Annotated in this window: 10 protein-coding genes; 5 read left to right on the top strand and 5 right to left on the bottom strand. The window is 62.2% G+C overall.

The window, feature by feature from the left end:
- The first annotated feature begins 20 nt into the window (after window positions 1–20).
- Window positions 21–5,081 (top strand): hypothetical protein, encoded by a 5,061-nt coding sequence (locus ABC729_RS08555; RefSeq protein ID WP_495607200.1) that lies wholly within the window; start codon window positions 21–23, stop codon window positions 5,079–5,081.
- 12 nt (window positions 5,082–5,093) lie between these two features.
- Here ABC729_RS08555 and ABC729_RS08550 read toward each other — a convergent pair whose 3' ends face one another.
- Window positions 5,094–5,861, bottom strand: a complete 768-nt coding sequence (locus ABC729_RS08550; protein WP_495607199.1) for a FadR/GntR family transcriptional regulator — start codon at window positions 5,859–5,861, stop codon at window positions 5,094–5,096.
- A 112-nt stretch (window positions 5,862–5,973) separates the two neighbouring features.
- Complete coding sequence (locus ABC729_RS08545; RefSeq protein WP_495607198.1) at window positions 5,974–6,435, bottom strand: MarR family winged helix-turn-helix transcriptional regulator; 462 nt, start codon at window positions 6,433–6,435, stop codon at window positions 5,974–5,976.
- Between the two features lie 120 nt (window positions 6,436–6,555).
- Here ABC729_RS08545 and ABC729_RS08540 point away from each other — a divergent pair, with 120 nt between their 5' ends.
- Window positions 6,556–7,203, top strand: coding sequence for a LysE family translocator (locus ABC729_RS08540; RefSeq protein WP_495607197.1), 648 nt, complete (start codon window positions 6,556–6,558; stop codon window positions 7,201–7,203).
- A 2-nt stretch (window positions 7,204–7,205) separates the two neighbouring features.
- Here the strand turns inward: ABC729_RS08540 and ABC729_RS08535 are convergent, their stop codons facing one another.
- Window positions 7,206–8,015 (bottom strand): transglutaminase-like domain-containing protein, encoded by an 810-nt coding sequence (locus ABC729_RS08535; RefSeq protein ID WP_495607196.1) that lies wholly within the window; start codon window positions 8,013–8,015, stop codon window positions 7,206–7,208.
- Between the two features lie 783 nt (window positions 8,016–8,798).
- Entirely contained in the window at window positions 8,799–8,978 is a 180-nt protein-coding gene (locus tag ABC729_RS08530; RefSeq protein ID WP_495607195.1) for a hypothetical protein, read from the bottom strand.
- 132 nt (window positions 8,979–9,110) lie between these two features.
- Here ABC729_RS08530 and ABC729_RS08525 point away from each other — a divergent pair, with 132 nt between their 5' ends.
- From ABC729_RS08525 to ABC729_RS08515, 3 genes are all read left to right on the top strand, one after another.
- Window positions 9,111–9,377, top strand: a complete 267-nt coding sequence (locus ABC729_RS08525) for a ribbon-helix-helix domain-containing protein (RefSeq protein WP_495607194.1) — start codon at window positions 9,111–9,113, stop codon at window positions 9,375–9,377.
- A gap of 71 nt (window positions 9,378–9,448) precedes the next feature.
- Window positions 9,449–10,288, top strand: a complete 840-nt coding sequence (locus tag ABC729_RS08520) for a hypothetical protein (protein ID WP_495607193.1) — start codon at window positions 9,449–9,451, stop codon at window positions 10,286–10,288.
- Window positions 10,289–10,971: 683 nt separating this feature from the next.
- Window positions 10,972–11,412, top strand: coding sequence for a DUF29 domain-containing protein (locus ABC729_RS08515; protein WP_495607192.1), 441 nt, complete (start codon window positions 10,972–10,974; stop codon window positions 11,410–11,412).
- A gap of 238 nt (window positions 11,413–11,650) precedes the next feature.
- Here the strand turns inward: ABC729_RS08515 and metH are convergent, their stop codons facing one another.
- Complete coding sequence (gene metH / locus ABC729_RS08510) at window positions 11,651–14,332, bottom strand: methionine synthase (protein WP_495607191.1); 2,682 nt, start codon at window positions 14,330–14,332, stop codon at window positions 11,651–11,653.
- Window positions 14,333–14,338 lie beyond the last annotated feature (6 nt).

Raw genomic sequence — 14,338 nt, 5'->3', positions numbered from 1 at the left:
TTGAATGGAAGAACCAAATCATGGTTGCGATTGGCCCGATTAGCGAACTGACCCCGCAGAGAATGGCGGCCCTGACCGCCGCTCAGATCAGTTCCTTTTCGCTGAGCGATATTGGGCAATTGTCCAAGACGCAGATCGCCGCCGTATCCGTCAAGCAAATCGGGGGCTTTACCGCTGCCCAGATCGGCGCCCTGAACAGCAGCCAGATCGGCTTTACCGCCGCTCAGCTGGCCGCCATGAATGATGACCAGTTCAACGCGTTTGAAGCCGAAGACATTGCGGCAATGAGTGTCGCCCAGATCCGGGGCCTTACCCCCCGTGAGGTTTCGCTTCTGACGGCGGAAAAAATTGCCGCCCTGTCCACCACCCAGGTGGCGGCCTTGACCGCGCCACAGATCAAGGCGCTGCGCAACGATCAGCTGGATAATTTCAGCGACGATCAGATGGCCGCATTCTCTGGCGCGCAGCTGATGTCCATGTCGGGCGATCAGCTGAACAATCTGTCAGAAACGCAGCTGAATGCCGTTTCCACTACCAAGATCAAGAGCCTGACGACGGCGCAGCTGCGCGCGTTGAACAGCACGACCCTGGGCAGGCTGACCACGGAGCAGGTGTCCGCCCTGACCGGTGCCCAGGTGAAAAGTCTGACGGGCGATCAGCTGAACGCGCTGGATACCGCGCAGTGGACGGGCTTTACGCCCGCGCAGATCGGCAGCCTGACCACCACCCAGATCAAGGGATTGTCAGCCGATACCGTTTCCGGTCTGATGAACAGTCAGATCAAGGGGCTGACGGCTACCCAGATTTCCGCGATGACCACGACGCAGTTCGCGGCCTTGTCCGGAGAGCAGGTGGCGGAATTCAGCAGCGCCCAGATGAAGGGGCTGACGCAGACGCAGTTCGGCGCAATGACCGATCAGCAGCTGATCTCGTTCTCGCCGGCTCAACTGACGGCGATGACGGCGGCACAGGTGAAGTTCTTCAGCCCGGCCCAGCTTGCCACTCTGTCGCCGTCGCAGGTGGCCGGTTTCAACGCCACGCAGTTGGCGTCGCTGTCCACGGCCCAGTTCGCAGGCTTCAATGCCGATCAGATCGGATCGCTGACCCCGGCACAACTTGCCTCCCTGAGCCCGGCAAAGATCGCCATCCTGACCAATGAAAAGCTGTCGGCGCTGACCACCACGCAGATGGCAGGCCTTACCGCCAATCAGATACGCGGTTTCACGCCCGAACAGCTGGCCGGTCTGACGGATGATCAGTTCGCGGGCCTGGGCCGCGCCCAGATCGCCGCCCTGACCGCCACCCAGATCAAGTCCCTGGCCGAAGGGCAGCTGGCCGGTATCAACACCACCCAGTTGGCCGGCATGTCGGCTGCCCATATCGGTGCCCTGACCGAACAGCAGGTATCTGGTCTGGCGGGAACGCAGATTGAGGCGCTGAAGCCCGAGCAGCTGCGCGCCCTGACCACCACGCAACTGAACGCCATGAATGGCGCACAGTTGGCGGCGCTGACCGAGCAGCAGGTCGCGGCATTGAGCCCGGCGCAGGTGCGCGGTCTGTCGCAGGACCGGCTGGTCGAACTGTCTGCTACGCAGGTTTCCGCCCTGTCGGCGGCGCAACTGGCGGCCCTGACGGGCACCCAGATGGGCACGCTGACGGAAACGCAGATCGCCAGCCTGACCAGCACGCAGCTTCGCAACCTCACGGCGACCCAGATGGGCGGCCTGACGCCCGAACAGGTGGGCGGCCTTACCACTACGACCCTGTCGCAGCTCAGCGCTGCACAGGTGCGCGGCCTGTCAGGCGCGCAGGTCATGGTTCTGGACAACACGCAGTTGGCGGCGCTGAGCCGTACCCAGATCGCCAGCCTGACGCCCGCAGCCCTGTCCGCCCTGACGAACGCCCAGCTCTCCAACCTGACGTCTGAACAGCTGGAAGGGCTGACGGCGACGCAGATGGCAGCCCTGGACGATGGGCAGGTCGCGGGTCTGACCGCCGACCATATCGCCAATTTCACCAATGAACAGGTGAAGGCCCTGACGCCGGCAGCCCTGGCCGCCCTGACGGCCGATCAGATATCCTCGCTGACCTCCACGCATCTCAGCAACCTGTCGGCCACGCAGGTCAAAGGCCTGACTGCCGAACAGGTCGGCAGCCTGACGACCACACAGCTGGCCGGGATGACCACCACAGGCATCAGCAGCCTGACCAGCAGCCAGATCGCCGCCCTGACCGGCGAGCAGATTGCCAGCCTGTCGGCCACCCAGATCAAAAGCCTGTCATCCGCCCAGATCGCCGTATTGCAGGCCGAGGAAATCACCGCCCTGACGGCGGAGCAGATCGGCCAGATGTCCGTGGCACAGGTCAAGGGCCTGACCGCCGACCAGATTTCGCTGCTGACCAACGAACAGGCATCGGGTCTGACCCCCGCCCAGCTGGCCGAACTGTCGGCGACGCAATTGAACGCTCTGAATGGCGAACAAGTGGCGTCGCTGACAAGCGAGCAGATCGCTGGACTGACCGCGACGCAGATCGCGGGCCTGTCGGAAGAGCGGATCGGGCGTCTGACGCCAGATCAGGTCGCGGGCCTGTCGAACAACCAGATCAAGGCGCTGTCGGTCGGGCAGCTGAACAGCCTGGACGATGCGCAGGTGCAAGCCCTGACGCCCCAGCAACTGTCGGCCCTGTCGGTGACGCAGGTTGCCGGCCTGGACCCGCAGCTGCTGTCCACCTTGAGCGTGGAGCAGTTTGGCGGCCTGACCGCCGCGCAGTTCGCGGGGATGACGGTCGGTCAATTGAACGCTTTCACCGACAGCCGGTTCGCACAGATTTCCGCCGACCAGCTTTCCGGACTGACGGCGGCCCAGGTTGGGGGACTGAGCCTGAACCGTATCGCTGCCCTGGGCGAGGAGCAGTTTGCCAGCCTGAGTGTGGCGCAGCTGCGCGGCCTGAAGGCCGACCAGATCAGCGTGCTGAACATCAACCGTCTGAATCAGCTGACCCCGACGCAGTTCGCGGAATTGTCGCCCGCCGCCCTGTCCGGCATGACGGCCAGCCAGCTGCGCAACCTCAGTTCTGATCTGTTGACCGGCATGACGGCCCCGCAGATTGCCGGCCTGTCGGCGGAGCAGGTGTCATCCCTTTCCAATGAACAGCTGGGCAGCCTGAATACCACGCAGTTGAGCGGCATCACGGCGGCGCAGGTATCGGCCTTGAGCCCCGATCATCTGTCCACCATGGCGCCCTGGCAGATTGCAGCGTTGCCGCCGGCGGCCATCACCGGCCTTTCCGCCGGCCAGATCAGCGCCATGCCGTCGGACCGCACCGGTGCCCTGACAGCTGCCCAGATGGCCGTTCTGACGCCCACGCAGATGGCGGGCTTCGGCTGGGATCAGGTGGAGACGCTGACGCCGGAGAAGATCGCCGGCCTGACGCCGGCGCAGTTCGCCGCGATCGATCCCAGCCATATGCCGGTTCTGCGCGATGACCAGATCCAGGCCATGACCACCGCACAGTTTGCCGCCTTGAGCAGCGCCCATATCGGCAGTTTCAATGAATATCAGATCCCGTCGATGAGCCCGGCCAAGCTGGCCGCCCTTACCACGACGGCAGCCGCCGGTCTGCGCACGCCGCAGCTCAACGCCATGACGGGCGCCCAGATGGGGGCGTTGTCGGCAGCCCATATCAAGGCGATCCCGGCTTCCCAGACCGCCGGTCTGGATACAGAGCGGCTGGCGGCACTGACCACCACGCAGATCGCGAGCATGACATCTGCTCAGATCAATGCCTTCAGCACCGGCCATATCCAGCTGATGTCCAACACGCAGATCGCGGCCATCGCGCCTTCCGTGGTTTCCACCATGTCGTCGGGCCTGCTGAACGCCCTGTCGGGTTCGCAGATCGCGGCGCTGACCACACAGCAGGTGGCGGCCCTGACGTCGGATCAGACGGCGGCGCTGGATGCGGCCAAGTTCCACGCCATCACCAGCGGGCGTCTGTCATCGATGACGCCGGCGCAGCTCGGGGCGCTGACCCAGGCGCAGTTGCAGTCCTTCACGAGCACGGAAATCGGCTCCCTGACCTCTACCCAGCTGGGCGGGTTGACGGCGGCGCAGGCATCCTACCTGACGACCGACAAGATTGCGGTGCTGGACAGCACCCAGATCAAAGGCCTGTCTGCCGGCTTTGTGGCGGCACTTTCCACCAGCCAAGTGGCCGCTCTGTCGGGTGGCCAGATCAACGCGCTAACCAGCACGCAGTTCGCGGCCATGACGCCGACCCAGATCGCCGCCCTGTCGCCGACGCAGCTGGGCCAGCTGACGGGCAGCCGCCTGAATGAGATGAGTGCCGGCCAGCAGGCGGCCATGACGGGCCTGCAGTTCGATCAGCTGTCCAGCACACAGCTGTCCAGCCTGGGCACGGCCTTCCTCAGCCGCATGACCTCCACGCAGCTGGGCTCGCTGCTGACCAGCCAGATCGGTGCCCTGTCGGCTGAACAGGTCGGTGGTCTGGCCCCCGCCGCCCTGTCCGGCCTGACCGCTGGCCAGATGGCAGTCCTGTCATCTACCCAGGTGGCGGGCATGAGCAATGCCCAGCTTCAGGCCCTGTCGGTGGAGCAGGTTCAGTCGCTGACCACCACCGCGGTGGGGGGCATGACCGCCAGCCAGCTGTCGGGCCTGCTGCGGGTACAGCTGCGCGGCATGACGAACCAGCAGATCGCGGCGCTGTCGCCAAGCCAGATCAGCGGTATCAGCAATGCCCAGATCGCCAACCTGTCGGGCACGCAGCTGCAATCGCTGACCAGCGCCCAGTTCGCGCAGCTGACGCCGGCGCAGATTGCGGCCATGCCCACCACCCAGACCGCCAGCCTGACCCCGGCGCAGGTGGGGCAGTTGAGCGCCCTGCAGATCACCGGTCTGACGGCGGCGCAGGTGGCGAACCTGAGCAGCGGCCAGATCGCGTCGCTCAGCACCTATCAGATCCATTCCATGTCCACGACCCAGATCGCGGCCTTCAGCCCGGCCCAGGTGTCGGGGATGACGGCGGAGCAGCAACAGGCGCTTCAGGACGCGGTGGCCTGATATAAAACTTCCTCAGATGGCGGCGCGGCGGGCGAATTCGGTCCGCTTGGCCGCGACCTCCATCTGGGCGCGCTGCAACGCCTCCAGCTCGGTCGCGGTCAGCAGGTTCTCAATAACCGTGCCCAGATGGTGGTGCATGGCGGCGCGGGCCTTGCGCGGGTCGCGGGTGCGCAGTGCCTCAACAATGTCGCGGTGATCATCGATCAGGGGACGCACCCCCACCTGCCGCGACCGCTCCAGCATGGTCCGGCACAAGGGCGACTTGTCCCGCACATCCCACAGGGTTTCGACGACCAGGGTGATGGCGCTGTTGCGGGTACTTTTGGCGATGGCGACATGGAAGCGGCGGTCGGCCTTCTCCCCCGACACGTTCTTCAGGTTTTCGTCGGCCATGTCGGCCAGGATCACCTCCAGCTCCGCCAGCTCCGCATCCGTGATGGTGGTGGCGGCCAGGGCTGCGGCCTCCCCCTCGAACAGGCGCCGCGCCTCGGTCAGTTCGAAGGCGCCGATATCCAGGTCGGTGGCGGCGGCGGCCACGGCCCCCTCGGGACGGCGGTTGGTGACATAGATGCCGGAGCCGTGGCGCGGCTCCACCAGCCCCATGATGTCCAGCGCGATCATCGCCTCGCGCACCGTGGGGCGGCTGACCTCAAACTCTTCGGCCAGATCCCTTTCGGGGGGCAGGCGCTGACCGGGCTTGTAGGTGCCGGACTGGATCGCGTTGGAGATGGCGGTGACGACTTTCTGATAAAGCTTGCGGCCGTCGTTCTGCGGGGTCATGGCGGTGAGGGCTTCTGGTCATGCGGGGCCGGGATGATAGCGCAACCAGCGGCCCCGCGCCAACCGCATTGGTTAATGTCCTGGCCAATCTGGTCATGCCAATGCGCGGGTGTCATGTGACGGGCATCCCCGTCAGGCTGCGATGGGCCACAACCCGGCGCAGCGCCCCCTCCATCGCGGCTTTTTCCTCCGCCGTCAGGATGGCGAAGAACTCCGCCTCATTCTGATCGGCCAGCCGGGCCAGGGTGGGGACCAGGGCGTTGCCGGCATCGGTCAGGGAAAGCGTGTGGGCGCGGCCATCATCGGGGTCGGCGGTGCGGGACAGCAACCCCTTGTCCAGCAGCCTTTCGGCCAGCTTGGAGATGGCCCCGCGCGTCATGCCCATGCGGTCGGCCAGCCGCGACGGGGGCAGGGGATCGGCACCAAACAGCTCCCGCAGCATCACCCATTCCGCCACCGTCACGCCCTGTCCATCCAGCCGGCGGGCAAAGGCGGCGGAGACATGGTTGGACACCAGCCGCAGCCAGAAACCCAGATGATCCTGTAGCCCGGTCGGGGTCGTATCGGCCTGCATCGCATCCTCCTTGTTGACAAGGAAACTAGCGACCCGACAGCAACCGATCAACCGGCCTGTGCGGCGGTGGGAGGAGCTGTTATCAAGGGGGCAGCACCCCTTGCCGGAGGTCCCGAACCGATGCCGAGCCTGTTCACGATCCTGCCGTTCGACATTATGGTCACCTTTGTCACGGCGGCCTTGCTGCTGGCCTTTGCACCCGGACCCGACAATCTGTTCGTCCTGACGCAATCGGCGCTGAAAGGGCCGTGGAAGGGCGTGGTGGTGACCTTGGGCCTGTGTACGGGTCTGATCGTGCATACGGCAGCGGTGGCGCTGGGCGTGGCGGTGATTTTCCAGACGTCGATGCTGGCATTCACAGGGCTGAAGATCGTGGGGGCGCTGTATCTGCTGTATCTGGCCTGGGGCGCGTTCCGGGCGAAGCCGGAAGCGTTGGGGCCGGGTGCTGCGGATGCGCCGGGCGAATGGGGGCGGCTGTACCGGCGCGGCATCCTGATGAACATCACCAACCCCAAGGTTGCCATCTTCTTCCTGGCCTTCCTGCCGCAATTCACCGATCCGGCACGGGGCAGCGTGACGGCGCAGCTGTTCGTGCTGGGCGGCCTGTTCATCCTGTCGGCGCTGGCCGCCTTTTCCACCATCGCCTTTGCCGCCGGCGGGATCAGCCGCTGGCTGCGCGCATCCGACCGGGGGCAGGTGCTGCTGAACCGCGTGGCGGGGCTGGTCTTTGTCGGGCTGGCCGTGAAGCTGGTGATGGCGGAGCGGTGACTTCATGGCAGGGGGGCGGTCCAAACCTTGAACCCCGCCAGCGTATTGGCCCCGAACGTGTGGGTCAGGGGCACGTCGGCGGCGTCGCGGCCCGTGGCGATCAGGATGCGGCCGATGCGCCGTTGATTATTGCGCGGGTCGAACACATGCCAGCGCCCGCCCAGATACACCTCCATCCAGGCCGCGAAATCCATTTCCCCATGGGGTGGGGGCTGCCCGATATCGCTGATATAGCCGGTGCAGTAACGAGCCGGGATATTCATGGCGCGGCAGAAGGCGACGGCCAGATGCGCATAGTCCCGGCAGACGCCGCGCCGCTCCGCATAAGCCTCTGACGCGGTGCGGGTGGGGCGGGAATGTTCATAGCCGAAGCGGATATGGGCATGCACAAAATCGCAGATGGCCTGCACCCGGCCCCAGCCCAGGGGGGCACCGGCGAACAGCCGCCAGGCCTCCGCCGACAGATTATCCGTCTCGCAATAGCGGCTGGGCAGCAGATAGAGCAGCGTGTCGGCGGGCAGGTCCTGCACCGCATGCTGCATGGCGGAATAATCGACGGGATCGGGCAGCCCATCATCGCGGATCACACTGTCGGTACCCAGCACCAGCCGCCCCGCCGGGGCCAGCAGGCGCGAACACCAATTGCCGAAACTGTCGCGGTAAGAGGTGATGGGCACCGCCGGATCGGTGATCAGGTGATCGGGCCGTTCCAACTGCGCCACGCGCGAATAATGCACGTTCAGCATGACGATCATGGCGGTTGGTTGCGGAAAATCATAGGTCAACTGGCAACCCAGATGAATGCGCGGCATGCCGCCCCCTGTGGTCGGAAATGTCTGCCGGACAAGCGGAAAAATTCCCCCTGCTGTCTTGATGACCGTTCCCCGCGCCGCCACGGACCCCGATAACCACGCCCGACCCGACCAGGGACGCGGGGTCCATGCTACGCCCCATGTTGCACTGCGGCCATGGTTAAAGCGGGGCGGGCGTGGGAATTCGGTGGCGGCGGGGGTGGGGCGGGCCTGTGCAACATGGTGAAACAGTTTTTCAGGGGGTGTTGCACGGGTGGCGGGTGGGGCCGTCCGCGCAACGCTGTGAAACATCGGCGCGTTGCATGTTGCACAGGTGCGGGGGCGGGAACGGGCGGAAAGCCGTGCGGATAGGGGCAGCGGGCGGGGGTCTGCGCAACGAAGTGAAACACGATGAAGGCCGGTGTTGCACAGGGTGAGGGGAGCGGGGTGGGTCCTGTGCAACATTGTTAAACACGGATTTTGTGTCTCACCCGTGGGGTGCGGTGGCTCCTGCGCAACGCTATGCAACATCGTGCGAGGGGATGTTTCACAGGGCGTGGGGGCGGGGATCGCCGGGGTAGGACGCCGCGTCGCGGGGGGATGGGGTGGGGGTGAGGCGGCGGACATGGGGGCGGTGCTGGGGTGGTTGATAGGATCAAAAGCCTACCATGGATGGGGTGGGGCGGACAGAGTTAGGGCGGGCGATGCCGCTACCGCCCCTCAGCGCACCTTAAACCGTCATCCCGGCGAAAGCCGGGACCCAGGGGCCAGGGGATTGGCGGCTTACGGTTGGTGACCCGCACGTCAGCGCTGTTCCAGCGCTTCCCAGGCGGCCAGTTCATCGGCGGACAATGGTTCCAGAAAGTCCGGGGCGGTGCCCAGCTTGTCTTTCAGGAGGCCGATCTTGAAGGTGGGGGCTTTCGGGTCATTGTTCGCCCTGCCGCTGTGCAGGGGCGGGGTGTTCTGATGCGTCGCGTTATCCATGATCCGCCTCGCCCATCCCTTGCCGCGAACGCGAATAGGGTGGCAGACGAGACGTGAGAAGGGAAGGGCATTTGCCGGTTTGTCACTGACATGCGATAATCCCCCAGTAAACAACCTGCGGGAATAACGGCGATGCGATCCGTATCGGTGCCGGACCATCTGGGAAGGATTTTTGATGAACTGGTGGCGCGGGGTCAATACCCCAATGCCGGTGCTGTGATGCAGGCCGCCATCCAGGCCCTGCGTGACCGCGACGACGCAGTTGAACAATGGCTGCGCGATGAGGTTGCCCCGACATTTGATGTCATGAAGGCCGACCCGGCGCGGGGGATCAAGGAGGTGGATGTGGACGCGGCGATAGTGGCGCACCATGCGCAGGCCATGGTCATTTTGACCTGAAGAACCAATGCACTAATGACATTATGAATAATCAAATGCGCTATAATTTTTGTATAATAAATGAATAAAACATGGAGATTAATATGTCGTTAAATCTATCTGGTGATAGCAATCGTGAATCAAATCCAGAATTGGGCTTTCGATCTGCGGAATTGAAAATTTCTAGGGCTAGAAAGCACTTTTCAGATTTAAAATTAATTGTATCTAATTATATGAAGTTATCTCCATTTAGATTGTGCGTTGGCTACGATAGCGATAAAACCAACACCATTGTAAGTATGAAGCAGATTCATGAAGTTCCAGAAGAAATATCGGTCGTTGTTGGGGATATATTCCATAATCTTCGATCATCTCTTGATGTAATTGTTTATGGCCTTGTTTCTCATAAAGCTAAAAATAAACGGAAAATTCAGTTTCCATTCTCCGATAGTATGGAGAAGTTAGATAGTCGTATTTTTGACTGTCAAATCAGCGAAAGCGATAAAATACTTATTGATTTGATCAAAGAAATGAGGCCATATCCGTCAGGGAATAATTTTTTATTTTGCGTAAATGAACTAAATAACATAGATAAGCATAGAGTAATTTTTCCGGTAGCTACTCTAGTTTGTTTATCTGCTAGCGAGCTAAAAAACATACATCCAGCATTTTCATTTATTGATGGGGATGGAGTTTTAATTTTTTCTTCAGTTGAGATATTTAGAGTGCCACTTAAAAATCTAAACAGAAACGAGCGCAGATGGGAAAAATCATTTCATGGAGAATTCAAGAAGGACCACATGTTTAAATTGTCTTTTAGGGGATTGACAGCATCTTCTCCTGATTTTATTGAATTAATTGATAGATGCATTGGTGAAATAGAAAGTGCTGTATCGTTAATCAAAGCTGCAACGATAATTCATAAACTATAGAAATTTTAGTTAGTATTAATAAAATAGAAATTATTAATTATTAGTAAATTGTAAATATCGTAGATGTCGCTAAGTTTAAATTCGATTTCTATATGCTTAGATATTTTGAATCGCCATAAAATCAGATAATAATACGAATTGTCTCTTATAGGTGTTGTTGAAAATTTCCCCAACCACTTGCGCGTTCGGCTAGCTACCCAGTAGTTCCATGGGTAGGTAAACTCAGCCGAGATAGGGCGCGCTCTCGGTCGCCCATAACGGTTTCGGCCATGGTCAGGATGCGGGTGTCGGCATCCGGTGGTATATCCTGAAACGTCGGGTCAGTCATGGCGTTCCCTTCCGTAGGTTGTTCCAATCACTGTGGCATCTTGCGTTGGGGTGGGCAAGGTTCGGGGGAAGCCGGTTTGCGAGCGGTGAGTCATATTGGCGCTGATCGCGCCTTACGCTGAGTCCCGGCTTTCGCCGGGATGACGGTGGGGGATGGGGTTGACGGTGGGTTGGGGGTGACGGTAGGGGGGCTGGCGCTGTCATTGGCGTCGATTTCTGCCATCAAGGTCCCTTGGTTCCGGCGTGACTGGCAGAAACGGTGGCTGCTGCCTGCCCTTGTGGCCTCAGGGGGCTTGCTGGACAGGGTTTGGTCTGGCCCCTATGATCCAAGCTGTTTCGATGGGTAGAGGTGCGCCATGAGCGGGAATCTTTATGAGACGGATTTCTATGCCTGGGCCAATGAGCAGGCGGCCCTGCTGCGGGCGGGTAAGCTGTCGGCGGCGGACATCGAGAATATTGCCGAGGAAATCGAGAGCATGGGCAGGACGGAGAAGCGTGAGCTGGTTAGCCGACTGACGGTTCTGTTGCTGCATCTGCTGAAATGGCAGTTTCAACCGGTGCGGCGAGGGGCTTCCTGGGAGGCGACGATCAAGGTGCAGCGGCGGGACCTTGTCGTTCACCTGAACGATAACCCCAGCCTCAAGGCCAAGGTGGGGGAGGCGATTGAGCAGGCTTACGGTACGGCCCTGATCCAGGTGAGCGCAGAAACCGGTCTGGCGGAAACGACGTTTCCGGCGGAATGCCCGTGGTCGTTTGAGCAGATCATGGACGCGGGGTTTTGGCCGGATGGGCACTGATCGGGTGCGGGTCTGGCGGTGGCGTGCTGAGTTATATCGGCGCTGACCGCGCCTTACGCTGGGTCCCCGCTTTCGCGGGGATGACGTTGGGGGGTGGGATGACGGATGGGGGGCAGTGAGGGGGGGCGTAGCGCGGATTAGGCGGTAGCCGTAATCCGCGGAAACCTGCTGCTCGGCGTTGTTCCGCGGATTACGCTTTGCTAATCCGCGCTACGGGTGCGGGTGCAGCGTTCATCCTTTACGCCGCCGTCACCGCCGCTCGGTCTGCCGCATCGGGGTCGTAGTTCAGGTTGGGGGCCAGCCAGCGTTCCATGTCGGGCAGGGTCATGCCCTTGCGGGTGGCGTAGTCGGCGACCTGGTCGCGTTCGATCTTGGCGACGCCGAAATATTTGGCGTCGGGGTGGGCGAAGTACCAGCCGCTGACCGCTGCCGTGGGCAGCATGGCGAAGCTTTCGGTGAGCGTGATGCCGGCGATGTTGGTGGCGTCCAGCAGGCGGAACAGGGTGGCCTTTTCCGTGTGGTCGGGGCAGGCGGGGTAGCCGGGGGCGGGGCGGATGCCGCGATATTCCTCGGCGATCAATTGCTCATTGGTCAGGGTCTCACCAGCGGCGTAGCCCCAGAGTTCGGTGCGCACCCGTTCATGCAGCCGTTCGGCAAAGGCCTCTGCCAGACGGTCGCCCAGGGCCTTTAGCAGGATGGCGCTGTAATCATCGTGCGCGGCCTCAAATTCCTTGGCGCGCTCGTCCAGGCCGATGCCCGCCGTGCAGGCGAAACCGCCGATCCAGTCGGCCACGCCGCTGGATTTCGGCGCGATGTAATCGGCCAGTGAGAGGTTCGCCCGCTCCCGCCCCGGATCGCGGGCCATCTGCTGGCGCAGCATGTGCAGGCGGTCCAGCACGGTCTTGCGGGTGTTGTCGGTGTACAGCTCGATATCGTCGCCGATGCTGTTGGCGGGCCACAGAGCGACCACGGCGTTGGCGCGCAGCCATTTTTCGCCCACGATCTGTTGCAGCATCGCCTGCGCATCGGCCCACAGGGCACGCGCACTTTCGCCGACCTTCGCATCCTCCAGGATGGCGGGGAAATTGCCGTGCAGTTCCCAGGCCTGGAAGAAGGGCTTCCAGTCGATGCGGGCCACCAGTTCGGCTAGATCGTAATCGTCAAACACGGTGACGCCGGGCTTCAACGGCTGCGGGGCGCTGTAGCTGGACCAGTCCAGTTTCAGGGCATTCGCCTGGGCCTGGGTGAAGGGCAGGCGGCTGCGGGTCAGTTGGCTGGCGGCGTGCGCCTCGCGCATCTGAGCGTAATCGGCCTTGATGCGGGCGGTGTAGGCGGGGCCGTTGGTGGGGTTCAGCAGGCTTTGCGCCACGCCGACGGCGCGGCTGGCATCCAGCACATGCACCACGGGGCCGTCATAGTTGGGGTCGATCTTGACGGCGGTATGGACCTTGGACGTGGTGGCCCCGCCGATCAGCAGGGGCATCGTCATGCCGGTGCGCTGCATCTCGCGGGCGACATAGACCATCTCGTCCAGGGACGGGGTGATCAGGCCGGACAGGCCGATGACGTTGCAGTTATGGGCCTTGGCCTCGTCCAGGATTTTGGCGCAGGGGACCATGACGCCCAGGTCCACCACCTCAAAATTATTGCACTGAAGCACCACGCCCACGATGTTCTTGCCGATATCATGCACGTCGCCCTTGACGGTGGCCATCAGGACGCGGCCCGCCGGTTCGGACTTGGCCCCGTCCTTCTCCGCCTCGATATAGGGCAGCAGCCAGGCCACGGCCTTTTTCATGACGCGGGCGGATTTCACCACCTGCGGCAGGAACATCTTGCCGGCACCGAACAGGTCGCCGACCACGTTCATGCCATCCATCAGGGGGCCTTCGATGACGTGCAGGGGACGTTCGGCGGCAAGGCGCGCCTCCTCCACATCGGTATCGATATATTCATCGATGCCGTGGACCAGGGCGTGGGCCAGACGTTCCTTGACGGGCAGGCTGCGCCAGGACAGGTCGGCGGCCTTCTTCTTCTCACCGCCCTTGTACTTGTCGGCCACTTCCAGCAGGCGGTCGGTGGCGTCGTCGCGGCGGTTGAGGATCACATCCTCCACCCGCTCCCGCAGTTCCTCCGGGATATCGTCATAGACCGGCAGTTCACCGGCATTGACGATGCCCATATCCATGCCCGCCGGGATGGCGTGGTAGAGGAACACGGAATGCATGGCGGCGCGCACGGTATTGTTGCCGCGGAAGCTGAACGAAACGTTGGACAGGCCGCCGGAAATATGGGCACCGGGGCATTCGCGGCGGATGTCGCGCGTCGCCTCAATAAAGTCCACGGCGTAGTTGTTATGTTCCTCAATGCCGGTGGCGACGGCGAAGATGTTGGGGTCGAAGATGATGTCTTCGGGCGGGAACCCAACCTTGTTCACCAGCACATCGTAGGAACGCTTGCAAATCTCCAGCTTGCGGGCGCGGGTGTCGGCCTGGCCCTTCTCGTCAAAGGCCATGACGACGACGGCGGCACCATAGCGGCGGATTTTCTTCGCCTGGGCGACGAACAGTTCCTCGCCTTCCTTCAGCGAGATGGAATTGACGATGGGCTTGCCCTGGACGTTTTTCAAACCGGCTTCGATCACGCTCCATTTGGAGCTGTCGATCATCACCGGGACCCGCGCGATGTCGGGCTCAGAGGCGATCAGGCGCAGGAAGCGGACCATCGCCGCCTCGCTGTCCAGCATCGCCTCATCCATGTTGACGTCGATGACCTGCGCGCCGTTGGTCACCTGTTCACGCGCGACGTCGAGGGCGGCCTCGTAATTGCCCTCCAGCACCAGCTTCTTGAACTTGGCCGAGCCGGTGACGTTCGTGCGCTCGCCGATATTGATGAAGCTGGCGGTGCGGGGGGCGGTCATGATCTG

The organism is Niveispirillum sp. CC-CTL257 (genome assembly GCF_059489915.1).
The sequence above is the reverse complement of the archived record's forward strand: the minus strand, read 5'-3'. Positions and strand labels throughout refer to the sequence as shown.

Coding starts and splice junctions, on each gene's coding strand:
- ABC729_RS08515 (WP_495607192.1), top strand. CDS start 10,972: ATGAGCGGGAATCTTTATGAGACGGATTTCTATGCCTGGGCCAATGAG.
- ABC729_RS08525 (WP_495607194.1), top strand. CDS start 9,111: ATGCGATCCGTATCGGTGCCGGACCATCTGGGAAGGATTTTTGATGAA.
- ABC729_RS08555 (WP_495607200.1), top strand. CDS start 21: ATGGTTGCGATTGGCCCGATTAGCGAACTGACCCCGCAGAGAATGGCG.
- ABC729_RS08530 (WP_495607195.1), bottom strand. CDS start 8,978: ATGGATAACGCGACGCATCAGAACACCCCGCCCCTGCACAGCGGCAGG.
- ABC729_RS08535 (WP_495607196.1), bottom strand. CDS start 8,015: ATGCCGCGCATTCATCTGGGTTGCCAGTTGACCTATGATTTTCCGCAA.
- ABC729_RS08550 (WP_495607199.1), bottom strand. CDS start 5,861: ATGACCCCGCAGAACGACGGCCGCAAGCTTTATCAGAAAGTCGTCACC.
- ABC729_RS08520 (WP_495607193.1), top strand. CDS start 9,449: ATGGAGATTAATATGTCGTTAAATCTATCTGGTGATAGCAATCGTGAA.
- ABC729_RS08540 (WP_495607197.1), top strand. CDS start 6,556: ATGCCGAGCCTGTTCACGATCCTGCCGTTCGACATTATGGTCACCTTT.
- metH (WP_495607191.1), bottom strand. CDS start 14,332: ATGACCGCCCCCCGCACCGCCAGCTTCATCAATATCGGCGAGCGCACG.
- ABC729_RS08545 (WP_495607198.1), bottom strand. CDS start 6,435: ATGCAGGCCGATACGACCCCGACCGGGCTACAGGATCATCTGGGTTTC.